We start from the raw sequence: 23,562 nt of genomic DNA, 5'->3' as shown, positions 1-23,562 counted from the left end.
GGAATGTCCATGGTCGTTATTCAAGATATAGTCGCCGCGCTTTGGCAGCACGATTTTGCTGCCCTGGCGAATCCGCACGTCGTGGGGGTTGTTTATCTGGTCATGTTTGCCACTCTGTTTCTGGAAAACGGCCTGCTCCCCGCCTCCTTCCTCCCCGGCGATAGCCTATTGCTATTGGCGGGCGCGCTCATCGCCAAGGGCGTGATGGGCTACGTCCCTACCCTCGTCATCCTGACCACCGCCGCCAGCCTCGGCTGCTGGCTGAGCTATATTCAGGGCCGCTGGCTGGGCAACACCCGAGTGGTAAAAGGCTGGCTCGCACAGCTGCCGGAAAAATACCATCAGCGCGCAACCTGTATGTTCGACCGCCACGGCCTGCTGGCGCTGCTCGCCGGGCGCTTCCTGGCATTCGTGCGCACCCTGCTGCCAACAATGGCGGGCATTTCCGGCCTGCCGAATCGTCGCTTCCAGCTGTTTAACTGGCTAAGCGCGCTGCTGTGGGTGGGCGTGGTCACCAGTCTGGGCTATGCCATCAGCATGATTCCGTTCGTGAAGCGCCATGAAGATCAGGTGATGACCTTCCTGATGATTCTGCCGATTTTCCTGCTGGTTGTCGGGCTGCTCGGCACGGTGATTGTGGTTATCAAGAAAAAGTATTGCGACGCCTGATCGCATAGCACACATAGGCCGGATAAGGCATTTACGCCGCCATCCGGCAACGTGCGCCGGGTTTGCCTGATGGCGCTGCGCTTATCAGGCAAACCTCTTTATCCGGCTCCTGATTACATGCCACGCAGTCGTGCCGCATCCTCCCCCGGCGTGAGCCCGAAGTACCGCTTAAACTCCCTGCTAAACTGCGATGCGCTTTCGTAACCCACCTGCATGGCCGCTGCGCTGGCCTTCAGCCCATCGTGCGCCATCATCATCCGTGCTTTATGCAGCCGATAGGTTTTCAGATATTGCAGCGGCGAAGTGCTGGTGACTGACTTAAAATTATGGTGGAACGCTGACAGGCTCATGTTTGCTTCGGCGGCCAGCTGATCGACGCTCAGCGATTCGGTGTACTGGCTTTCAATGCGCTTCAGTACCCGGCCTATCTGGCTAAAGTGCGTCTGGCGGCTGACCAGCGCCATCAGCGCGCCGCCGCGCGGCCCGGTCAGCACGTGGTACAGCATCTCACGAATAATCTGTTTGCCGAGAATACGAGCGTCCAGCGGGCGTTCCATCACGTCCAGCAGGCGCTCAGCGGCGCAGAGGATCTCCTCAGACAGCGTCGCCGAGTTGATGCCGCTTTCCGCCACCGAGGGGCGAAACAGTGGGTCTTCGCCAATGTCCATCAGCAGCGCCTGAAGCTGAAACAGATCGACATCAAGCCGCAGACCGGCCAGCGGCGCATCTTCAGTCGCAAAAGTTTCACATTCGAAGGGTAAAGGTACCGTCAGCAGCAGGTATTCGTTCGCATCGTAGCGGAAGGTACGGTCGTTGATATAACCGATTTTATAGCCGGAAAAGAGAAAAACGATGCCCGGCCGGTACATCACCGGCGTGCGCCCGTTTGGCCGGGTGCCGTAGATAAGCTGAATCTCCGGCAGCAGCGCCTGAAGATTTTGTTCGTTATTTTTCAGCTGCTTAATTTTCTCTGTTAGCAGCGCACAGATTTCGTCACGGTTCATCAGCGGGGGCTCCAGATGCCTTTTCCAACGCAATCATTGTGACCATCATTAACGTAATTCTCCAGCCATATGGAGAAATGGGCAAGACAAACGCAGAAATGTGCATTGAGAGGTACGGCGACGAGGACCACAATGATGTCATTCGGCGGCGACCTTTCGCCACCTTGTTTTTCACCCACCAAGAAGGGAACGAGCAATGTTTAATTTTGATCTTCACACCCCGACCCGCATCCTGTTCGGTAAAGGCGCTATCGAAAATCTGCGCGCTCAGATCCCAGCAGACGCCCGCGTACTGATTACCTACGGCGGCGGCAGCGTGAAAAAAACCGGCGTCCTGGATCAGGTTCTGGCCGCGCTGAAAGGCCTGGATGTGCTGGAATTCGGCGGCATCGAGCCAAACCCGTCCTATGAAACGCTTATGAACGCGGTGAAGATTGCCCGCGAGCAAAAGGTGACTTTCCTGCTGGCAGTCGGCGGCGGTTCCGTACTCGACGGCACTAAATTTATCGCCGCTGCGGCGCACTACGATGAAAGCATCGATCCGTGGGAAATTCTCGAAACCTACGGCAGCAATGTAAAAAGCGCTATCCCGATGGGCTCCGTCCTGACCCTGCCGGCGACCGGTTCTGAGTCAAATAAAGGCGCGGTCATCTCCCGTAAAACCACCGGCGACAAACGTGCCTTTATGTCTGCGCACGTCCAGCCGCAGTTCGCCATTCTGGACCCGGTTTACACCTACACCCTGCCGCCGCGCCAGGTCGCTAACGGTGTTGTCGACGCCTTCGTTCACACCGTTGAACAGTACGTGACCTACCCGGTTGACGGTAAAATTCAGGACCGCTTTGCCGAAGGCATTCTGCTGACCCTGGTCGAAGATGGCCCGAAAGCGCTTCAGGAACCGGAAAACTACGCCGTGCGCGCCAACATTATGTGGGCCGCCACCCAGGCGCTTAACGGTCTGATCGGCGCGGGTGTGCCGCAGGACTGGGCAACCCATATGCTGGGGCATGAGCTGACCGCAATGCACGGTCTGGATCACGCGCAGACGCTGGCTATCGTGCTGCCGGCACTGTGGAATGAAAAACGCGACACCAAGCGCGCTAAGCTGCTGCAATATGCCGAACGCGTATGGAACATTACCGAAGGCACAGACGATGCGCGTATCGATGCCGCCATCGCCGCAACCCGCAGCTTCTTTGAAAAAATGGGCGTACCAACCCGCCTGTCTGACTACGGTCTGGACGGCAGCTCCATCCCGGCACTGCTGAAAAAACTCGAAGAGCACGGTATGACTAAACTGGGTGAAAATCAGGATATTACCCTCGACGTGAGCCGTCGTATTTACGAAGCCGCTCGCTAATCCATCCTCGCTTTACCTTTCGTTTTGGCATATTTAGACCAGACTTAATCCTACAAACCTTATCGGGGCACGCCCCGATAAGCTGATGAAAAGGAGAAATGCATGACACAACCAACCGTGATTAAACTGCACGATGGCAATGTAATGCCGCAGCTGGGCCTGGGCGTATGGCAGGCCAGTAATGAAGAAGTCGTGACCGCAATCCACAAAGCGATTGAGGTCGGTTACCGTTCCATTGATACTGCCGCCGCCTACAAAAATGAGTCAGGCGTGGGTAAAGCGATTAAGAGCGCAGGCATTGCGCGTGAAGATCTGTTTATCACCACCAAGCTGTGGAATGACTCCCATCTGCGCGCCGCCGACGCGCTGCAGGAAAGCCTGGAACATTTGCAGCTCGACTATCTCGATCTGTACCTGATCCACTGGCCAGTGCCCGCATCGGATCACTATATCGACGCATGGAAAGCGTTGATTGCGCTGCAACAACAGGGGCTGGTCAAGAGCATTGGCGTGTGTAACTTCCAGGTTCCGCATCTGCAGCGGCTGATTGACGAAACCGGCGTTGCGCCGGTGATTAACCAGATTGAACTGCATCCGCTGATGCAGCAACGCCAGCTGAATGCGTGGAACGCCACCCACAAAATTCAGACCGAATCGTGGAGCCCGCTGGCACAGGGGGGCGAAGGCGTGTTCGATCAGAAAGTGATTCGTCATCTTGCCGACAAGTACGGTAAAACCCCGGCGCAGATCGTCATTCGCTGGCATCTCGACAGCGGTCTGGTGGTGATTCCAAAATCAGTGACGCCGTCGCGCATCGCCGAAAACTTCGACGTCTGGGACTTCCGCCTGGATAAAGACGAGCTCACCGCTATCGCCGCGCTGGATCAACGCAAGCGTTTAGGGCCGGATCCTGACCAGTTCGGCGGTTAATCTCTCAAGCCCGGCTCACGCCGGGTTTTTTATTGTCTGCGTCTGCTACAGTAACGATTCTACGTTAACGGAGAGGATGCCATGAGCTGCATTTTTTGCCAGATAGTTGAAGGTAAAGCCCCCTGCCATAAGGTCTGGGAAGACGAACATCATCTCGCCTTTTTATCGATTTTCCCCAATACCGAAGGCTTCACCGTCGTGATCCCTAAAAAACACTACCCCAGCTACGCATTCGATATGCCGCCGCAGGCGCTGGCAGATTTAGTGCTGGCGACGCAGAAGGTCGCCAAATTACTGGATAACACCTTCGATGACGTAGGGCGCACGGGGATGTTCTTTGAAGGCTTCGGCGTCGATCATGTGCACAGTAAGCTCAGCCCGATGCACGGCACCGGCGATATGCGCCAGTGGCGGCCGATCGAAAACCGGCAGACAAAATTCTTCACGCAGTATGAAGGGTATTTATCCTCACACGATCATGAACGCGCGGATGACGAACAGCTGGCGGCGCTGGCAAAAAGAATCAGAGATATGCAGGAAAAATCGGAGAGCCGGTAACATTAAGGCGCGTCGGGATAACATGCATCATGCAAAGGAAATGCAGAATGGGAAAAATGATCCGTGGGTTGTTTTTACTGCCGCTCTTGTGGCTGAGCACCAGCGCCATGGCGCAGCCGACGCTTTCACCACAACAAACCGTTGAACAGCTTTACCACGCCTATCTGAACGATGAGCAGTTCGTCTACTTTGGTGAAACGGGCGAAACGCGAATTATCTCTCAGCGCCTGGTCGAAGAATTAAACGAAAACGATCGCTATATCCTGCCGGGTGATGAAGGCTTTCTGGATTACGACCCGATGTGCGGCTGCCAGGATTTTGAATCCCCCTTTGTGGAAAGCATCCAGGCCACGCAAAGTGATGCCACGCACGCCGAGGTCACGGTGCGCTTTCATCCGCTAAAAAGCGATAGCGCGGTCCTCACGCTCATTACGCTGACGCTGATTGCCGAAGGCGATCGCTGGAGGATTGATGACGTAATCGATAGCGACAGCAATGGCGTTACGCTCTACCAAAGACTCCATGCCGAAAACCAACGGATGCGCGCCAGTCTCGTGGGATTACAGCATCCGCAGCCGCAGATTTTTGTCCAGCGCGTCTATGCGCAGCTTGCTCATTCTCCCGTCCCCTGGACGGCGATGGCGACTCCAACGCTGCTTCAGGCGCTCATCGATTATGAACATGCGGAAGGCAATAGCGGTAAAACGTTTGAAGATCCCCACACGCTGGAATATATCAATAGCAACCCATTATGCGGATGCAGCGAGGGCGACTTTCAAAAAATCATCGCCATGAACGTGGTGGAGCAAAATACCGGGCAGGCCAAAATTCACGTTGCGTATTGGCTCAACGAAAATACACCCGGCGAGCGCGATATCGTGCTAAGCAAAATAGAGAATAATTGGGTGATAGAAGATGTGATTCTTCCCGGGGAAGGCAGCCTTTTACAGCGGCTGCGCAGCGTGGCCGCTGAGGACAGAGCAACCCGCGGCACGCCATCAACCTGATGACACACCGCGGGTCTCAGCGCATTAACGCGCCGGTTTGGCCCGTTTTTTCATCGCGTCGGCCGATGGCCTACGCGGCTGTGCGGCAGGAGCTCTTTTCGCCGCTGTCGGCGTCTGGCGCTGATGTGCCACCGGCGTATGCTTGGTCAGCGCCGGGCGCGTATTGCGATTCTGGCGGCGCGCTTCGCGCATCTCATCCAGCGTTGGCGCCGGGACCAGGCAATCGCGACGGCTGCCGATCAGATGCTTTTTCCCCATCGCCTCTAGCGCGGTACGGATCAGCGGCCAGTTAGCCGGATCGTGATAGCGCAGCAACGCTTTATGCAGACGGCGCTGTTTATCGCCCTTCGGCACCACCACGTCTTCACTCTTATAGCCAATTTTACCCAGCGGGTTCTTGCCGGTGTAATACATGGTGGTCGAGTTCGCCAGCGGCGACGGATAGAAGTTTTGTACCTGATCGAGGCGGAAACGGTGCTGCTTGAGCCACAGCGCCAGGTTCACCATATCTTCATCACGCGTGCCTGGGTGCGCGGAGATAAAGTAAGGGATCAGATACTGTTCTTTGCCCGCCTGCTTCGAATAGGTGTCAAACAGCTCTTTAAAGCGGTGATAGCTGCCCATCCCCGGCTTCATCATTTTCGACAACGGCCCTTCTTCAGTGTGCTCCGGCGCAATCTTCAGGTAGCCGCCGACGTGGTGCGTCGCCAGCTCTTTAATGTAGCGCGGGTCTTCCACGGCCAGGTCATAACGCACGCCGGAAGCGATCAGGATCTTTTTGATGCCTTTCAGGTCGCGGGCGCGGCGATACAGGTTGATGGTCGGCGTATGGTCGGTATCCATATGCGGGCAAATTTCCGGGTACACGCAGGAGAGACGACGGCAGGTCTGCTCGGCGCGCGGCGACTTACAGCGCAGCATGTACATGTTGGCCGTCGGGCCACCAAGGTCGGAGATAATGCCGGTAAAACCGGGCACCGTGTCGCGAATGGCTTCGATTTCGTTGATGATCGAATCTTCAGAACGGCTTTGAATAATGCGCCCTTCGTGCTCGGTAATCGAGCAGAACGAGCATCCGCCAAAGCAGCCGCGCATGATGTTGATAGAGAAGCGAATCATCTCATACGCCGGAATACGCGCCTTGCCGTATGCAGGATGCGGCACACGCTTATACGGCAGCGCAAATACGCTGTCCATCTCTTCGGTCGACAGCGGGATAGCCGGCGGGTTAATCCAGATATAGCGGTCGCCCTGCTTCTGCATCAGCGCACGGGCGCTGCCCGGGTTGGTTTCATGGTGCAGAATGCGCGAAGCGTGAGCGTACAGCACCTTATCGTTTTTCACTTTTTCAAACGACGGCAGCAGCACGTAGGTTTTTTCCCACGGTTTCGGACGCGGCGGCTGTACGGTAACCACTTTTGCTTCCTGCTTTTTCGGCGCTACCGGCTTGTTGTCGGCGCACGGCAGGTCTTCCCCGTACGGGTGCGGAATGGGGTCGATTTTCCCCGGGGTGTCGATACGGGTGGAGTCGACGCCGGACCAGCCCGGCAGCGCTTCTTTAACGATAATCGCGGTGTTGCGCACATCGCGAATTTCAGTGATTTTTTCGCCCAGCGCCAGGCGGTGAGCCACTTCCACCAGCGGGCGTTCGCCGTTGCCGAACATCAGCATATCGGCCTTGGCGTCGATCAGCACCGAGCGGCGCACGGTATCAGACCAGTAGTCATAGTGCGCGGTACGACGCAGGCTGGCTTCAATACCGCCGAGGATCACCGGCACATCTTTCCACGCTTCTTTACAGCGTTGGGTATACACCAGCGTCGCGCGGTCCGGGCGCTTGCCCGCCACGTTGTCCGGGGTGTAGGCGTCGTCATGACGCAGCTTCCGGTCGGCGGTGTAGCGGTTGATCATCGAGTCCATGTTACCGGCGGTAACCCCGAAGAACAGATTGGGTTTGCCCAGACGCATAAAGTCGTCTTTGCTGTTCCAGTCCGGCTGGGCGATGATCCCCACACGGAAGCCCTGCGCTTCCAGCATACGGCCGCAAATTGCCATCCCGAAGCTCGGGTGGTCGACGTAGGCGTCGCCGGTTACCAGAATGATGTCGCAGCTATCCCAGCCAAGTTGATCCATCTCTTCACGTGACATCGGCAAAAACGGCGCCGGCCCAAAGCAGGCGGCCCAGTACTGCGGCCAGGAGAAAAGGTCGCGATCCGGTTGGATCAGGGAGATAGCGCTCATGTTGCTTCCAAAAAATGGTAAAAAAATAATCAAAGGTCGGGGATTATAAGCCCGATTGACGTTCTATGAAACGGGATTTTTTAACGCGTTGATAACCCCGGCGTCGCGACGCTCGGCCGGGTTGTTTAGCGATGTCTTACGGCGCGGGGTTCACCAGAATCTGGCCAATGGAGCCGCGATCGGCCAGCTCTAGCGTCTGGCTGGCGAACTGGAACGGGAAGTGCGGCCACGACGGCTGACCGTAGTAGACCAGCAGCTCGACCTGGCCGTCAATCCAGACGGTGTCTTTCCAGCCGCGATCTTCCGGCAACGGCATCGCGCCGTTGACGTTACGAATCTGGAACATCACACCTTCAATATGGAACGACTGCGGCGCGTCCGCGCGCACCGTCCAGCGCTCCCAGGTGCCCTGCTGCGCGGTAATATCAATACGCTGCGGGTCCCACAGCTGACCGTTGATACCAGGATCGTCGCCCAGTCGAATATCACGGCTGCGCAGCGGCGTACCGCTGAGTATTTCCGTCGGCAGGATACGCATCGGTAAGTTATCGGTCACTAACGGCAACAGGCCCGTCGGGCGTAGGGTTAGCACCAGCGTGGAAACCAGTATGCTCGATGGCTCAAAGAAGCCGCGGATGCGATCCATAATGCTGGCAGACTCGCCGCAGGTGATGGACACTTCATCACCGTTGGTCATATCGACCAGCACTTCGCGGCGCTCGCCCGGCGCCAGCGACAGCTGGGTCGTCGAAACCGGTGCCGGCAGGAAGCCCTGATCGCTGGAAATCACGTGCAGCGCGCGCCCGTCGCTCATACGCAGCATATAGCGGCGTGAGTTTGAAGCGTTGAGCAGGCGCAGGCGCACCCAGCCGCGAGAAACCTCGACGTAGGGGCCCTGCACGCCGTTCACCAGCAGCGTGTCACCCACAAAACCGCCGCTGCCCGGTTCGCTATAAACGGGCGTACCGAAGTTATCCAGCCGTTTGTCCTGAATGATGATCGGAAAGTCGTCCACGCCGTAGTGGCTGGGGAATGGTAAGGACTTACTTACTTCATCTTCCACGAGCCACATGCCCGCCAGGCCGTTATAGACCTGCTGCGCCATATGGTTCGGCGTGTTGGCCTGATACCACAGGGTCGCCGCACTTTGGCGGATCGGCAGCACCGGCGCCCAGTCGGCATTAGGCGTCATCATGCGCGCCGCGCCGCCAATCAGCGGCCCCGGCACCTGCAGGCCGCGCACGGTCATGGCGACATTTTCGGTGAGGCGGTTACTGTAAATGAGCTTAACGTCATCGCCGTTCCAGACGCGGATAGTCGGCCCAAGGTAGCGGCCGTTGACGCCCCATACCTGCGCGCGGGTGCCCTGGCTAAAAGACCAGTGCGCACGCTGTAGCGTTAAGAAAAGGGGCTGTCCGCGACGAGACTCCAGCAGCGGAGGTACCGGCAGCGCGGGCTGCTGCCCTGCGGCCTGCGCCTTCAGCGGCACCGCGCCTGCGCAAAGCGCAACGCCCGAAGCCTGAATAAACTGACGCCGACTGAGTGACATATAAGCTCCATCAAAACTGACAAATCAAACGTGGGAAATCACTTTCCCAACAGCAAAACGGCATACGGCAAGCGCGTTTGCGCGCCGCCGACGGTCATTATTTTTTAGCGGCAGACTCGCGCGCGGCCACTTCCTGGTCCAGCTCGTCAATTTTCGCCTTCATCACTTCGCGGCAGTGTTTCGCCAGCTCGCGTACCTGATCTTTGCCCCACGCGCTGGTGTCGATCGGGTCCAGCATTTCCACAATCACCAGGCCATTGTTCCAGCGGTTGAGCTTGATTTTGTTCGAGGTGTTCGACACGCAGACCGGAATAATCGGTACGCCGGAGGCGATAGCCGCGTGGAACGCGCCGGTTTTAAACGGCAGCAGGCCACGGCCGCGGCTGCGGGTGCCTTCCGGGAACATCCAGAAGGAGATTTTGCGTGTCTGAAAACTGTTCACCACTTCAGAGATCGTACCGTGCGCTTTCGCGCGGTTGTTACGGTCAATCAGCAGGTTACCCGTTAGCCAGTACAGCAGGCCGAAGAACGGAACCCATACCAGACTTTTCTTCCCAACCGTAACGGTAGGCGGCAGCACGATATTGGCCGCAGTCACCATGTCGTAGTTGTTCTGGTGGTTAGCGATGTAGATAGCGTTGCCAAAGCTGTCGGCATTGGCCGGCTTGCGGGTTTCCACTTTTAAACCGAAGACCGGTGCCAGTCGGCCGAACATGTGGCCAAAGGTGGCAACGTGTTTTGGGTTACGCGGGCTGAACAGACAGTAGATACAGCCAAAGATGCATACCAGAATGCAGTAAATGACAACAATAATGACACGTAAAATAAATAGCATAGCGTCCTCTGAACCCTGAACCGCTTAGAATTATACCCGTCGATGCACCGCTGATATGTACGTAAAACGCACATTTTCAGCCCGCCTGACGGGGCACGTATACCGGACAGGGCTTGGTTACTTGCAGACCCCTGCAAAGGGGTATTGTTAATCGCAATGGTTGAATTAACAACGGTTTTGCAGCAATTTTTCCCCCGCCCGATGACGGGGGAAACGCTTACTCTTCGCTGTCGGCCGCCTGCGCGCGCTGCGGCGAATCAATGTCGACACGGTCGATTTTCTGCAGGCCGCGCATCAGCGTCCCACGGCGGCCGCGCTCGCCGGTCACTTTTTGCAGCTCTTCCGGGCGCAGTTTGATCTTACGCTTGCCGACGTGGAAGGTCAGCGTGCTCTGCGGCGGCAGGATGTACAGGTGCGCCAGACTATCGGTACCGCTGGCGGCTTCCGCCGACGGAATATTGATAATCTTGTTGCCCTTACCTTTCGACAGCTGCGGCAGATCGCTCAGCGGGAACATCAGCATACGGCCCGCGGCGGTAATGGCCAGCAGCATATCCGACTCGTCTTCAATCACCAGTGGCGGCATCACGTGCGCGTTATCCGGCAGTGAAATCAGCGCCTTACCGGCACGGTTACGCGCGACAAGGTCATTGAAGGTGCAGATGAAACCGTAGCCCGCGTCGGAAGCCATCAGCAGCTTCGTGTCGTCGCCTTCCATCAGCATATGCTCAACGGTCGCTCCCGGCGGCAGCGTTAGCTTGCCGGTGAGCGGCTCGCCCTGCCCGCGCGCGGACGGCAGCGTGATCGGGTCGATGGCGTAGCTGCGCCCGGTAGTATCAACAAACACTACCGGCTGGTTGCTCTTGCCTTTCACCGACGCCTTCCAGCTGTCGCCGGATTTGTAGCTCAGGCCCTGCGCGTCGATATCGTGGCCTTTGGCGCTGCGCACCCAGCCCATTTGCGACAGCACGATGGTGACCGGCTCAGACGGCAGCATGTCGTGCTCACTCATCGCCTTCGCCTCTTCACGCTCGCGCAGCGGTGAACGACGGTCGTCGCCGAAGGCTTCGGCGTCGGCCTGCAGCTCTTTCTTCAGCAGATTGCTCATCTTACGCTCGGAGGCAAGGATGGCCTGCAGATGATCGCGCTCTTTAGCCAGTTCGTCCTGCTCGCCGCGAATCTTGATCTCTTCGAGTTTGGCGAGATGGCGCAGCTTCAGCTCAAGGATCGCTTCCGCCTGGGTTTCGCTGATGCCAAAGCGCGACATCAGCGCGGGCTTCGGCTCATCTTCGTGGCGGATAATCTCGATAACTTCATCGATGTTGAGAAACGCCACCAGCAAGCCTTCGAGGATATGCAGGCGCTTGAGCACTTTCTCCAGACGGTAGTTCAGACGACGGCGCACCGTGTCGCGGCGGAACGCCAGCCACTCGGTGAGGATTTCCAGCAGATTTTTCACCGCTGGGCGGCCGTCAAGGCCGATCATGTTCAGGTTAATGCGGTAGCTTTTTTCCAGATCGGTGGTGGCGAACAGGTGATGCATCACCGGCTCCATGTCCACGCGGTTGGAGCGCGGTACGATCACCAGACGGGTCGGGTTCTCGTGGTCAGATTCATCGCGCAGGTCATCTACCATCGGCAGCTTTTTATTGCGCATCTGGGCGGCAATTTGCTCCAGCACCTTCGCGCCGGACACCTGGTGCGGCAGCGCGGTAATCACCACCGCGCCGTCTTCTTTCGTCCACACCGCGCGCATACGCACGGAGCCGCGACCGTTCTGGTAAATTTTGCGGATTTCCGCACGGGAGGTGATGATTTCCGCTTCAGTCGGGTAGTCCGGCCCCTGGACGATATCCAGCACCTCGTCGAGGGTGGTTTGCGGTTTTTCAATCAACGTAATCGCCGCTTTCGCCACTTCACGCAGGTTGTGCGGCGGGATATCCGTCGCCATGCCCACGGCAATACCGGTGGTGCCGTTCAGCAGGATGTTTGGCAGACGCGCAGGCAGCATTTTCGGCTCCTGCATCGTGCCGTCAAAGTTCGGCACCCAGTCCGCCGTGCCCTGGCCCAGCTCGCTGAGCAGCAGTTCGGAGTACTTCGACAGGCGCGATTCGGTGTAACGCATCGCGGCGAAGGATTTCGGGTCATCCGGCGCCCCCCAGTTCCCCTGACCATCAACCAGCGGGTAACGGTAGGAGAACGGCTGCGCCATCAGCACCATCGCTTCATAGCACGCGCTGTCGCCGTGCGGGTGATATTTACCCAGCACGTCGCCGACGGTACGGGCGGATTTTTTGAATTTGGCGCTGGCGTTCAGGCCCAGCTCCGACATCGCGTAAACGATGCGGCGCTGAACCGGCTTCAGGCCGTCGCCAATAAACGGCAACGCGCGGTCCATGATGACGTACATGGAGTAATTTAAGTAGGCGTTTTCCGTAAATTCATGTAGCGCAAGGCGCTCTGCCATATCGCTCATTAACAGTGGATCCTCAATCTGCATGCTGACCGTTCGGACGGCAATATTGCCGCAGATAATACCCTATCTCACGGTCTGAGTCACAAACCGTGAGATAGGTTGCGAGGAAGTTAACGCAGCGGCAGATAGATGTCCGTTATCAGCGCGTGCTCGGGGACTTCATGGACGAAATTGCGGTACTGGAAGAAGACCGGGAAATCGCGCGGCGTTTCACCGCTGCCCGGTAGCCATTCGCGGAACAAGTACCAGACGCTGTCAGACAGTGAATCCAGCGAGCCCTGATGACGCACCACCGCGCAGCGCCCGCCGGGGATTTCAGCGTTAACCACGCCAAACGCGTTCTCCGGTATCGGTGCTGCGACGCTGCCGCAGATATCAAAGCGAAACTGCTCCGGCGGCGTCGTTTGTGGGTCGTGCCAGGCAATGCCGTAAGTTTGGCTACTTTTCACCGGAGAAAACCCGGTGCTGCGTCGCCATTCAATAAAGGTTGCCGCGCTGTCGTTTACCCGATCCGGATGCCCTTGATGGATCAACATGGCGACGTTGGTATGCGGAAATTCAACGATTTTCACGTCCATTACGTTCTGCTCCTGTAATGCCAGTTTAGGTACGCGTTGGTGCCAGGCCGCCCAGTTCGGTTTTTGACGGAACTGGCGCGGGCTCTGGCCAAACGCGGTTTTAAAGGCACGAGTGAACGACTCCGGATTCTGAAACCCGGCATCCAGCGCAATATCGATAACCTTATCCTGCGGGTTAAACGCCAGCCGCCAGGAAGCGCGGCGCAGACGTAACCACTGGATATAGCGATACAGCGGCAGGCCGCACCAGGCGGTAAACTGCCGGTGGAAATGAAACGGCGAGCTGTGCGCCATCCGACTTAACGCCTCAATCGATAGAGGCTCATCCAGATGACGCTCAATGTGGTCGCAAACGCGCCGCAGGCGTTTGGCATAAGCCGCGCTAATCAGGTCATTCATCACTGCCTCCATGTGGCCCATTTTGCCCTCCGGGCGGCAGCGAATCCTGACCGATCTTGCGCAGTATTGTCGATTATGGATTCACTTTACGAATCTGCTTCACATCAATTTCCACGGAGTTCCAGTCTTTGTCCACTTCACCCTGGATTTCAACAAGATCCTGAGGAGAGATGGTCTGGCCGTTCCAGCGCTTGTGGTCGATATCCACGTTGATGGTGCCGCTGGCATCTTTAAAAATATACAGGTCGTCGGAAATACGCTCGGTAATATTGCCGCGCAGCGTTACCCAGGTATCGTCACGCATTGATTTGGCGTTTGCCGCCGTGGTTACCGTCCCGGTAGGCCCGGTAAAACCGCCGGTTTGCGCGCTAGAAGTGCTGGTGGGGCCGGAAAAACCACCCTGGTTGGCCGCGAAGGCCGGTGCGGATGCCAGTGCCAGAATGGCAGCGAAAGCAGCAAGTTTCTTCATGATGATGTCTCCTTTTTATTGTCTGTGCTCGCTATTACACCGTGCAATTCTTAACAACTTCTTAAGCGAAAAAAAGAATTATTTTTGCTGTACAGCAGCAGCAAAGGCGCGGTTTACTTGGCATTCACGGTGTCGGCAAGGAGCAAAAGATGCGCATTTTGTTGGTAGAAGATGACAAGCTTATCGGCGATGGTATCAAAGCCGGGTTGGGGAAAATGGGCTTTACGCTCGACTGGTTTACCCGCGGTGAAGAAGGGAAAATTGCGCTCTATAACGCCCCCTATGACGCGGTCATCCTCGACCTGACGCTCCCCGGCATCGACGGGCTGGATATCCTGCGCGAATGGCGCGAAAAAACCCGCCGTGAGCCGGTGCTAATCCTCACCGCCCGCGATGCGCTCAGCCAGCGCGTAGAGGGGCTGCGCCTCGGGGCTGATGATTACCTGTGCAAACCGTTCGCCCTGATCGAGCTGGCCGCCAGGCTGGAAGCGCTGATTCGCCGCGCCCACGGCCAGCCCAGCAGCACGCTGCGTCACGGCGATGTCGAACTGGACCCCGGTAGCCTCACCGCGACGTTAAACGGTGAACCGCTGGCCCTCAAACCTAAAGAGTTCGCCCTGCTGGAGCTGCTGCTGCGTAACGTCGGGCGCGTACTGCCGCGTAAGCTTATCGAAGAGAAGCTCTATAGCTGGGATGAAGACGTTTCCAGTAACGCCATTGAAGTGCATGTCCATCATCTGCGCCGCAAGCTCGGCAGCACGTTTATACGCACCGTTCACGGTATCGGCTACACCCTGGGTGACCAATGAATCTATTCCGCCGCCTCAGTCTGCGCGTTCGTCTGACGCTCCTGTTTATGCTGCTTTCCGCCATCACCTGGTGTTTTGCCAGCGCGATTGCCTGGAAGCAAACCACCCATAAGCTGGATAAACTCTTCGATACCCAGCAGATGCTGTTTGCCAAGCGCATCAGCGCCATGGATTTTGCCGATTTAACCACCTCACGCCAGTGGGTACGCGCGCCGAAAAAGGTCAAGCACGGCCATCTCGACGAAGATGCCATCGCCTTCGCCATCTACACGACCGATGGGAAAATGGTGCTGCACGACGGCGAGAACGGGCCGTATATTCCTTATCACTACCGGCGCGAAGGCTTTGACGACGGCCAGCTTAGCAATGATGACGACAGCTGGCGCTTTCTGTGGCTGACGACCGCCGATAAAAAGTACCGTATCGTGGTCGGCCAGGAGTGGGATTATCGCCGGGAGATGGCGCTGGATATCATCACCGGTCAGCTGACGCCATGGCTTATCGCCCTACCGATCATGTTTTTGCTGCTGATTGTCCTGCTCAGCCGCGAGCTGGCACCGCTGAAAAAATTGACCCGGACGCTGCGCCAGCGCGACCCGGACGCCGGTGAAGCGCTCAGCACCGACGGCGTGCCTAGCGAAGTTCGTCCGCTGCTGGACGCGCTTAATCAGCTGTTCCGCCGCACCCATGACATGATGACCCGCGAGCGACGCTTTACCTCTGACGCCGCGCACGAGCTACGTAGCCCACTGACCGCGCTGCGGGTACAGGCCGAAGTGGCAGAACTCTCGCAGGGCGATCCGTCGGGCCAGCGTCGGGCGCTGGCACAGCTGCACGCGGGCATCGACCGGGCGACCCGCTTAGTCGAACAGCTGTTGACCCTTTCACGCCTGGATTCGCTGGAACAGCTGGCGGACGTGCAGACCGTGGTGCTCGACGATCTGCTGCAATCTTCGGTCATGGACATCTACCACACCGCACAAAAAGCGGGCATTGAAGTCCGCCTGCATACCGGCGAGCCACCGGTATCGCGCACCGCGCAGCCGCTGCTGCTTGGGCTGCTGGTGCGTAATCTACTCGATAACGCGGTGCGCTACAGCCCGGCCGGCAGCGTGGTCGACGTCACGCTGACGCCTGAGGGTTTTAGCGTGCGCGACAACGGCCCCGGCATCAGCCCGGAGGCGCTGGCGCGCGTCGGTGAACGGTTCTATCGCCCACCGGGACAGGATGAAACCGGCAGCGGCCTGGGGCTGTCTATCGTGCAGCGCATCGCCGCGCTGCATCAGATGTCGGCCACATTTCACAATGCCCCCGGAGGCGGATTCCAGGCTGATATTCGCTGGTAGACCGATTATTGCTCTTTTAGCAAAAGACTTTGCACATTTTGCACATTTAACCTCTTCGGCACGCCGAGTATCATGGCTGACAAAAGCATTTTATTGAGGATAAATAATGAGCAACATTCTGATTGTTAACGGCGCGAAAAAATTCGGCCACTCCAACGGCCAGCTGAATGACACCCTGACCGAAGTCGCGGAAACCTTCCTGCGCGACCTCGGGCATGATGTTAGAGTGGTTCGCGCCGACGGCGACTACGATGTCAAAGCCGAAGTGCAGAACTTCCTGTGGGCCGATTCCGTTATCTGGCAGATGCCGGGCTGGTGGATGGGCGCACCGTGGACCGTCAAAAAATATATCGATGATGTCTTCACCGAAGGTCACGGCACGCTGTATGCCAGCGATGGCCGTACCCGTTCCGATGCCAGCAAAAAATACGGCTCCGGCGGTCTGATTCAGGGCAAGACCTATATGCTGTCTCTGACCTGGAATGCCCCAATGGAAGCCTTTACCGATAAAGACCAGTTCTTCCACGGCGTGGGCGTTGACGGCGTTTACCTGCCGTTCCACAAAGCCAACCAGTTCCTGGGAATGGAAGCGCTGCCGACCTTTATTGCCAACGACGTGATTAAAATGCCTGACATTCCACGTTATGTTGCAGAATACCGCGAGCATCTTGCGAAGATTTTTGGTTAACTGGTCACCTGGAATTAGAAGGAGTTAATCATGTTGACAGTTATTGCTGAAATCCGTACTCGTCCGGGCCAACATCATCGTCAGGCGGTACTGGAACAGTTCACCAAAATTATCCCAACCGTACTGAAAGAAGACGGCTGCCACGGCTACGCGCCGATGGTGGACCACGCCGCAGGCGTTAGCTTCCAGACCACCGCGCCGGACTCTATCGTGATGGTTGAAGTGTGGGAAAGCGTCGCGCACCTTGAAGCGCACCTGCAAACCCCGCACATGAAAGCCTGGAGCGAAGCGGTGAAAGGCGACGTGCTGGATACGACCATTCGTATTCTGGAAGCGGGCGTTTAAACGCACAGCTTTTGAGCCGGGTGCTTTACTTGCCCGGCTCTGCCTCAGGCCTTGTGCATGATGCTCATGGCCTGCTGGTCGCTATACTCAGCGCATATTCAGCGCCAAATGACATCACCACCTCATCCTCCCCTCTTGCGGCTACCGCCACGCCGGTAAAGTCAGCGATGGCGATCGTGGTGCCAAATTCTGTTAATGCTTTCCCGCCAATACCAATGCAACACGCCCCTGCGGAAACGGCTGCGCTAATACCGCTCGGCGAATCCTCAAAGACCACGGTTTGTTCGGCAGGCACCGCCAGCCGCCGTGCCGCCAGCAGATAAGGGTCCGGATGCGGTTTGCCACGCGCCACATCATCGCGTTCAACAATAACCGAGATACAGTGCGCTACCTGTAGCATGGCGGTGACGCGATCGATTTTCTGCCGCCAGCCGCTGGTGACAATGCCCACGGGCACGCCGGCGGCGTGTAACGCGCTAATCAGTTTCCCCACGCCGGGAATGGGATCGTAGTCAGCCGTATTTTCAGCATCAATAATATATTGCTGAACCCGTTGCCGATCGGCCAACGGCAGATCGCCGAACAGCGCCTTAATCGTATGCGGGCCGGGCTGACCGTGAATATGCTTCGCCATCTCGTCATCGGAAATGGTCTTGCCATACAGGCCCGCCGCCTCGCGCCACGCTCGCTCAATCACCGCATTTGAATCAATAAGCACACCGTCCATATCAAACAGTACCGCGACAGCCTTTACCATAGAGATTCCCTCACTGAATGTGTCTTGCGCTGCGGCCTGAAAAGGCTGGCTCAGCGCTCTTTTAGCCGTTACAGTGATCGTGGCCTTGTTGGCGGGGAATGTATAATTCCATTGTGTTCAGGTGCGATAAATGAAAGGAATCGATGTCAAGCTGCTGCGCGCGTTCGTCGTGCTTGCGGAAAAGGGAAGCTATCACCAGGCGGCGGATGCGTTGTACCTCACGCAACCCGCATTATCCAAGCAAATAAAAGCGTTAGAGTCTCTTGTTGGCAACCCGCTATTTCACCGTGGTCGCCACGGGGCGCAGTTAACCGAGACCGGAAATAAACTGCTCGACAGAGCCCATCAGCTCTTACACTCACACGCTGATTTTATTCATTACGCGAAAAGTATTAATAAAGAAGCCGAAAACACATTAACGCTGGGCGTTGGCATATCCTCATTCCAGTGCGTTCCCCGGTGGATAAATGCGTTCCGGCAAAAACACCCTGACTGCCATGTGACGCTGCGCCACCTTCCTTCGAGTACCCAGATAAACATGCTGCATGAGGGCCAACTGGACGCGGGCTTTCTGCGGCTACCGGTACCTGATACGCTCGCGTTCACGCTTATCGATGAGGAGCAACTCATTCTGGCGCTGCCGGATGACAGGTCTCAGGATGATCTTCAGCGGCTTCTTTCGTCATCGCCGCTGTTACAAATTCATCCCGATGCCAGCCAATGCCTGGCACAGCAAACCCGTGACGTTTTGCAAAACATATATCCAGAGGCCAGCCCCATATCTGCGGCCGATGATATCCCGTCGCTGCTGGCGCTGATTGCCGGAGGGAACGGCGTGGCGATTCTGCCCGCCAGCGTCCGGCACTTTCTTCCTGCCGGGGTCACGACGCGCAGCCTGCCAGGGACTCAGACAAATTGGCAGATTGGAACGGCATGGAACCCACGCCGTGATAATACGTTTAGAGATGCCTTCTTGCAGATAGTCGCCCTGAATCCATACGACAAGGGCGTTTAAAACAGCAGACCGGATAGCGTTTTTCAGCGCTATCCGGTGGGATCTCACCCTGAACTACCAGTACAGCTTCCAGCTCTGCGTCATGCGCACCAGCGCTTCCACATAGAAGTAATCCCCCCAGCTACAGCATTCATCCACGCCCTTATCGCTGGCGAAGTGATAGACCGAATGCTTCAGCACGCCGGTACCCGGCTCATCAATGCCCATCAGATAATGTTTCGACAGCGAGGACATAATGCCCATCGCCCACTGCTGATAGCGCTCACGATCCGGATCGGTGGTCGGCAGATGCTTCACCAGCTCCAGCAAGCCGCACACCGCAATCGCCGCCGAGGATGAATCCCGCAGCGCGTCGGTGCCCACCAGCGCCAGATCCCAGTGGCATACGTGGTCTTCCGGCAGGCGGTTGAGGAAGTAGTTGGCCAGTTTTTTCGACAGGCTAATCAGTTCTTTATCGCCGGTATAGAGGAAGCTCAACATAAAGCCGTAAATGCCCCACGCCTGCCCGCGCGACCAGCAGGAATCATCCGCATAGCCCTGCTGCGTTTTGCCAAAGCGCGGCGCACCGGTCTGCACGTCCATGTAGTAGGTGTGGTAGGTCGAGGCGTCTTCACGCACCAGATACTTCGCCGACTGGCGTACGTGAGCGCGTGCGGCGTCGGCGAATCTTGGATCGCCGGTTTGTTCAGTCGCCCAGTAGAGCAACGGCAGGTTCATGGTGCAGTCGATAATCATGCGCCCCGCCTGCTCCGGGTCGGTCAGTACGCCCCAGGCCTGGATAATTTCCGCTTTACGATGGAAGCGCTCCAGCAGCGCTTCCGCTGCCTGCAAAGAGAAGCCGCGCGCATCGCGATTGCCGGTCAAGCGCCACGCTGACACGCAGGAAAGCGTGTACAGGAAGCCCAGGTCATGCGTGTTGGTGTCGCAGCGGCCCGCAATACGCAGGCCGAACGAGCGCACGTGTTTTTCCGCCAGCGCCCGGTATTTCTCCTCACCGGTCATCTCCCAGGCCAGCCACAGTTGACCGGTCCAGAAGCTGGTGGTCCACTCAACGTTTTCGGTGAGCGGATAGTAGCCGTTCACGCAGGCCTCGCCCGGGAATTTATCACCGAAATCCGTTAAATGACGGCTAATCAGCTTAAGGACATGGCTACGCGCCGAGCACAGCTCATCGTCAAACGTCTGAAGATTAACGGGTGCACCCGGAAATTCGCGCAGGGTTTCCTCAACGATAGGGTTTAACATATTCGGTTCCTTCATTCAGTCATACTTATTTAGAAATACCATTCTCAGCAACATCAAGCGCAGGCTGACGATGATTCTGACGTTTACAGGCAGATAAGGTAAATGCGGATATCAACGTAAAGAACAGCGCAATACCCCCCATGATCATATAAGTCTTTTCAAAGCCGATGCGGTCGTACAATAATCCTGCCGGAGAAGACACCACCACGTTGCCGATATACAACATGGCCTGATAACCCAATAAATACATGGTCGCATTGACGCGTTTATCGAAATGCTCGGCAATATATTTAAAGACCGATACCAGCAGCAGGCAAATTTCCAGACCGTACAGCGGTTTAATCACCGAAATAAGCAGATGCGAGTCGCACAGGCCGGAAATCACCAGGCGAGCACCAACGAGCGCCCCGACAATGATCAGGCCGCGTTTTGCGCCAATATAGTTAACGAACATCGGCATAAAGATGTACATCACAAACTCGGTGCCGGACTGTACGGTTCCCAGTAAACCAAAGATAGTGTTGCCTTCGTGCACATCGCTAAAGAAGGTGACGAAGTAGCGGGAGAACTGCTGCTCAGCCACAAACATCATCCACGCTACGCCTGCCACATACAGGCAGAAAGCCCAGAACTTGCCGCTTTTCAGCAGGTCGAATACGTCTTTCAGGACAATCTTATCCTTCGAGATAACCGCGCTGGCGTTGCTGGTTTCAGTATCCACTTTCAGGCTGATTAACACCGCCAGCATGACCAGCGATGCCACGCTGCCGAGAATAAAGTTGTAGGCCGGAGAGATATTAAACAGCAGGCCGGAGAACGACGACGCCACCGCCCAGCCGAGCGAGCCCCACATACGAATCTGGCCAAACTCCATGTTGTTCAGACGGCTGTAGCGATCGGCATAGGATTCACAGGCTGCCACGCCGGCATACCACGCAAAGCTCAGATAAATAGCACCAACAATAATCCCCACGGTGGTGTAGGAGAGCAGCAGCGGTTGGTAGACATAAATAAAGAACGGCGCCATCAGGGCGGACATCACGACCACAAAATAGAGCAGATATTTACTCATCCCTATTTTATCGAGAATGTAGCCGTAAATCGGTTTAAGGATAACGGAGAAGATGCCGTTTACGGCAAACACGGTACCAATTACCGCACCGCTGAGTTCTGCTTTTTGCCCAAGCCAGATAGCAAATAAACCAATACTGGCAGACCAGGTAAAGAAATATAAAAAGATAAATGAGCTTATTTTGTAATATTCCAGCCTGTTTGTTGACGATAGTTTTTCCATACGGTCCTCGACAAGACGATGTAGGGGTACAAACTCTGCATCATGGTGAGGCAGAGTTTGTCAGGAGGTATTCCGGTTTAATTTTTATCCGGGTATTTAAAAATTCAGCGTTGTTATTTTTCCGCTGATGTTATCCGTCACGTTCAGCGTATTATTTTGAATATGCAGCGTGGGCAATGCGGGCAACAGCATATTGTGGTTAGCGCTTGCCACCACGGCGCAGCATAGCCAGTGTTCACCGGGTGCTATCTCACCCGTTAACGTTGGGATCGCCGCGCACTCAGCAAACATCACGCTGCTGTTCGGCGGGGTAATGACGCTATCGGCAACGCGAACGGCCAACGGCGAGAGATCCACCACCGCGCTCACGCCGTTGGCCGCGTTCACCAGGCTCTGGCACACGGTCAGCTCCGCCTCGGCTTTCATCACCGCAAAACCCCCTTCCACCGTCTGCAGGCGACGCGCCGTATTCAGGCGGTGAACGCGCACGTGCCAGTCGCCGCATGGAATAAGCCAGGTATCCACCTGCACGTCGTGCCACGGCAGCCAGCGTGAGTAAATCGCGCCGTCCAGCATCTCAACGCTCTCGCATTCGCGGCGGCCGCGCCAGTAGTTGTCGTTATCCGACAGCAGCAGCATCGAGTCACAGGCCGCGTGCTTAATACCGTAACGCCCCCGCTCGATGGTGAAGCCAAAGCGCGTGGAGTAGGCAAATTTAGTGTACTTGGCCTCGGTGTTGACGTAGTTGTTCAGCTCGAGCTGACCGGAAGTGAGCATCACCACATGCTGCGAGTTGTCGCTGTGCTGCAAAATTTGCTGGGCAGGTACAATCGCATGCACCGGCGCCAGGCTCGGCAGCGGCAGCGCTTCCGCCTGCCAGAAAGCATGGGTTTCCGGCAGCGCCATGATCAGGAATACCTTCAGCGCCCAGTACGGCGAGCCCGGCGAGTTGTAGTCTTCGCACATCGCCAGATTCGGGTAGGCAAAGCCCAGCGTCAGGATGCCGTCGCGGTCGAAAATCGGCTGTTCAAGCCACCAGCGCAGGTGACGCAAGATAATGCCTTTCACCACACCAGGCGAGAACACGTCGAGCCCGGCGAAGGCCACGCCGCTCCAGAAAGCGACCATCGCAAAGCGGTAGGTCAGGCTGCGGCCAAACGGTACAGATGCCCCGTCGGCGGCGGAAAAATAGATAAAATCTTTGGCAAACAGGCAGGCACGTTCACGCAGCGTCGCGGCGCGCGTTGGGTCATCTTCCGCGTTCAGCGTGGCGTAAATCAGGCCGTAAAAGTGGAACGCCATCGAGATGTAATAATCCTTCGGACGCCCCGGGCCATCGGAGTACCAGCCACCGCCAAGATAGTAGGCTTCCATCATCGTAAAGCGGCGGTCGATAGCGGCCTGGTCATACGGTAGCCCGGCACGCTTAAAGCCCAGCTGCACGATAATCGCGAAGTAGTTCCAGTTGCTGTCCGGCATCTGGGCATCGGTGATTTGGTTCAACCAACGGTGCAGGTTTTCAAGCTCGGTGGCGCTAAAGTGACGGGTCAGCTTGTCCTGCAACAGCGCCAGACCGAGTCCGTAGGCCGCCATCTCAACCAGACGCTGGTCGTACGGCCCGGTTTCGCCCCAGTAAGCTGGGCTGTGCGGGTCGGTGCCGAGCTTAATGGCGGTGATGTACTTCTCGCTGAATGGTACCTGCGCGCCGCCCGCCAGCAGCGGGAACAGCCCCCAAAGCGCTCTCGATAAGCCCTCCATCTCCGCGATATCCTGGGTGTAGTGCGCGCAGGTATTACCCAGCGAGAACTGCGCCGCATGGGCGGGAAATTGTTTATCGAGAGCGCTCAGCATCGTCACCAGCGTCGCCGTAACGTCTTCACGTGATGACAATATTTTTGATATTTCAGTCACTGTCCTGACCCCTAATTTAACCATCCTCGAAAGTGGCTAAAGCATAGAGAATCCGGGTAATGCAGAAATGTTAACCA

Annotated in this window: 21 protein-coding genes; 10 read left to right on the top strand and 11 right to left on the bottom strand. The window is 56.8% G+C overall.

Annotated features, from left to right (window positions below):
• The first annotated feature begins 9 nt into the window (after positions 1-9).
• Positions 10-669, top strand: coding sequence for a DedA family general envelope maintenance protein YghB (gene yghB, locus H7R76_RS03990; RefSeq protein WP_106929693.1), 660 nt, complete (start codon positions 10-12; stop codon positions 667-669).
• A gap of 113 nt (positions 670-782) precedes the next feature.
• Here yghB and H7R76_RS03985 read toward each other — a convergent pair whose 3' ends face one another.
• Positions 783-1,673 (bottom strand): AraC family transcriptional regulator, encoded by an 891-nt coding sequence (locus H7R76_RS03985; protein ID WP_106929691.1) that lies wholly within the window; start codon positions 1,671-1,673, stop codon positions 783-785.
• 196 nt (positions 1,674-1,869) lie between these two features.
• Between H7R76_RS03985 and yqhD the strand changes: the two genes are divergently transcribed.
• From yqhD to H7R76_RS03965, 4 genes are all read left to right on the top strand, one after another.
• The gene (gene yqhD / locus H7R76_RS03980; RefSeq protein WP_182967017.1) at positions 1,870-3,033 is read left to right on the top strand and encodes an alcohol dehydrogenase; all 1,164 of its coding nucleotides are present in this window, start codon (positions 1,870-1,872) and stop codon (positions 3,031-3,033) included.
• A gap of 102 nt (positions 3,034-3,135) precedes the next feature.
• Positions 3,136-3,963, top strand: coding sequence for a 2,5-didehydrogluconate reductase DkgA (gene dkgA / locus H7R76_RS03975; protein ID WP_182930014.1), 828 nt, complete (start codon positions 3,136-3,138; stop codon positions 3,961-3,963).
• Positions 3,964-4,044: 81 nt separating this feature from the next.
• Positions 4,045-4,521, top strand: a complete 477-nt coding sequence (locus H7R76_RS03970) for an HIT family protein (RefSeq protein WP_106929683.1) — start codon at positions 4,045-4,047, stop codon at positions 4,519-4,521.
• Between the two features lie 47 nt (positions 4,522-4,568).
• Positions 4,569-5,528, top strand: a complete 960-nt coding sequence (locus tag H7R76_RS03965; RefSeq protein ID WP_182967015.1) for a DUF3828 domain-containing protein — start codon at positions 4,569-4,571, stop codon at positions 5,526-5,528.
• A gap of 24 nt (positions 5,529-5,552) precedes the next feature.
• Here H7R76_RS03965 and H7R76_RS03960 read toward each other — a convergent pair whose 3' ends face one another.
• The 6 genes from H7R76_RS03960 to H7R76_RS03935 all read right to left on the bottom strand — a co-directional run bounded on the left by H7R76_RS03960 (position 5,553) and on the right by H7R76_RS03935 (position 14,075).
• The gene (locus tag H7R76_RS03960) at positions 5,553-7,769 is read right to left on the bottom strand and encodes a YgiQ family radical SAM protein (RefSeq protein ID WP_182967013.1); all 2,217 of its coding nucleotides are present in this window, start codon (positions 7,767-7,769) and stop codon (positions 5,553-5,555) included.
• A gap of 136 nt (positions 7,770-7,905) precedes the next feature.
• Positions 7,906-9,318 (bottom strand): cell division protein FtsP, encoded by a 1,413-nt coding sequence (ftsP, locus tag H7R76_RS03955; RefSeq protein ID WP_106929677.1) that lies wholly within the window; start codon positions 9,316-9,318, stop codon positions 7,906-7,908.
• A 97-nt stretch (positions 9,319-9,415) separates the two neighbouring features.
• A complete protein-coding gene (locus H7R76_RS03950; protein WP_106929675.1) occupies positions 9,416-10,153 on the bottom strand; it encodes a 1-acylglycerol-3-phosphate O-acyltransferase in 738 nt (245 codons plus the stop codon).
• Between the two features lie 217 nt (positions 10,154-10,370).
• Entirely contained in the window at positions 10,371-12,629 is a 2,259-nt protein-coding gene (gene parC, locus H7R76_RS03945) for a DNA topoisomerase IV subunit A (RefSeq protein WP_106929673.1), read from the bottom strand.
• A 110-nt stretch (positions 12,630-12,739) separates the two neighbouring features.
• Positions 12,740-13,606 carry an AraC family transcriptional regulator gene (locus H7R76_RS03940; RefSeq protein WP_182967011.1) on the bottom strand — a complete coding sequence of 289 codons (867 nt, stop codon included), beginning with the start codon at positions 13,604-13,606 and terminating at the stop codon, positions 12,740-12,742.
• 73 nt (positions 13,607-13,679) lie between these two features.
• The gene (locus H7R76_RS03935) at positions 13,680-14,075 is read right to left on the bottom strand and encodes a YgiW/YdeI family stress tolerance OB fold protein (RefSeq protein ID WP_182967009.1); all 396 of its coding nucleotides are present in this window, start codon (positions 14,073-14,075) and stop codon (positions 13,680-13,682) included.
• Positions 14,076-14,224: 149 nt separating this feature from the next.
• Between H7R76_RS03935 and qseB the strand changes: the two genes are divergently transcribed.
• The 4 genes from qseB (at position 14,225) to H7R76_RS03915 (ending at position 17,263) form a co-directional block, all read left to right on the top strand.
• Complete coding sequence (gene qseB, locus H7R76_RS03930) at positions 14,225-14,884, top strand: quorum sensing response regulator transcription factor QseB (RefSeq protein ID WP_106929669.1); 660 nt, start codon at positions 14,225-14,227, stop codon at positions 14,882-14,884.
• Complete coding sequence (qseC, locus tag H7R76_RS03925; RefSeq protein WP_106929667.1) at positions 14,881-16,230, top strand: quorum sensing histidine kinase QseC; 1,350 nt, start codon at positions 14,881-14,883, stop codon at positions 16,228-16,230. The genes qseB and qseC overlap by 4 nt, the downstream gene beginning before the upstream one ends.
• Before the next feature lie 106 nt (positions 16,231-16,336).
• Positions 16,337-16,918 (top strand): NAD(P)H-dependent oxidoreductase, encoded by a 582-nt coding sequence (locus H7R76_RS03920; RefSeq protein WP_106929666.1) that lies wholly within the window; start codon positions 16,337-16,339, stop codon positions 16,916-16,918.
• Between the two features lie 30 nt (positions 16,919-16,948).
• Positions 16,949-17,263, top strand: a complete 315-nt coding sequence (locus H7R76_RS03915) for a putative quinol monooxygenase (RefSeq protein WP_035896943.1) — start codon at positions 16,949-16,951, stop codon at positions 17,261-17,263.
• Between the two features lie 64 nt (positions 17,264-17,327).
• Here H7R76_RS03915 and H7R76_RS03910 read toward each other — a convergent pair whose 3' ends face one another.
• Positions 17,328-18,020 carry an HAD family hydrolase gene (locus H7R76_RS03910; protein ID WP_182930009.1) on the bottom strand — a complete coding sequence of 231 codons (693 nt, stop codon included), beginning with the start codon at positions 18,018-18,020 and terminating at the stop codon, positions 17,328-17,330.
• 130 nt (positions 18,021-18,150) lie between these two features.
• Here H7R76_RS03910 and H7R76_RS03905 point away from each other — a divergent pair, with 130 nt between their 5' ends.
• Positions 18,151-19,035, top strand: coding sequence for a LysR family transcriptional regulator (locus H7R76_RS03905; RefSeq protein WP_182967007.1), 885 nt, complete (start codon positions 18,151-18,153; stop codon positions 19,033-19,035).
• Between the two features lie 54 nt (positions 19,036-19,089).
• Here H7R76_RS03905 and H7R76_RS03900 read toward each other — a convergent pair whose 3' ends face one another.
• The 3 genes from H7R76_RS03900 to H7R76_RS03890 form a co-directional block, all read right to left on the bottom strand.
• Positions 19,090-20,280 (bottom strand): glycoside hydrolase family 88 protein, encoded by a 1,191-nt coding sequence (locus H7R76_RS03900; RefSeq protein ID WP_182967005.1) that lies wholly within the window; start codon positions 20,278-20,280, stop codon positions 19,090-19,092.
• A 25-nt stretch (positions 20,281-20,305) separates the two neighbouring features.
• Positions 20,306-21,574: an oligosaccharide MFS transporter gene (locus H7R76_RS03895; RefSeq protein ID WP_106929661.1), complete on the bottom strand. Its 1,269-nt coding sequence runs from the start codon at positions 21,572-21,574 to the stop codon at positions 20,306-20,308.
• A gap of 96 nt (positions 21,575-21,670) precedes the next feature.
• A complete protein-coding gene (locus tag H7R76_RS03890; RefSeq protein ID WP_182967003.1) occupies positions 21,671-23,509 on the bottom strand; it encodes a DUF2264 domain-containing protein in 1,839 nt (612 codons plus the stop codon).
• Positions 23,510-23,562: the final 53 nt, after the last annotated feature.

Source organism: Klebsiella sp. WP8-S18-ESBL-06, from assembly GCF_014169755.1.
GTDB lineage: Bacteria > Pseudomonadota > Gammaproteobacteria > Enterobacterales > Enterobacteriaceae > Kluyvera > Kluyvera ascorbata_B.
The sequence above is the reverse complement of the archived record's forward strand: the minus strand, read 5'-3'. Positions and strand labels throughout refer to the sequence as shown.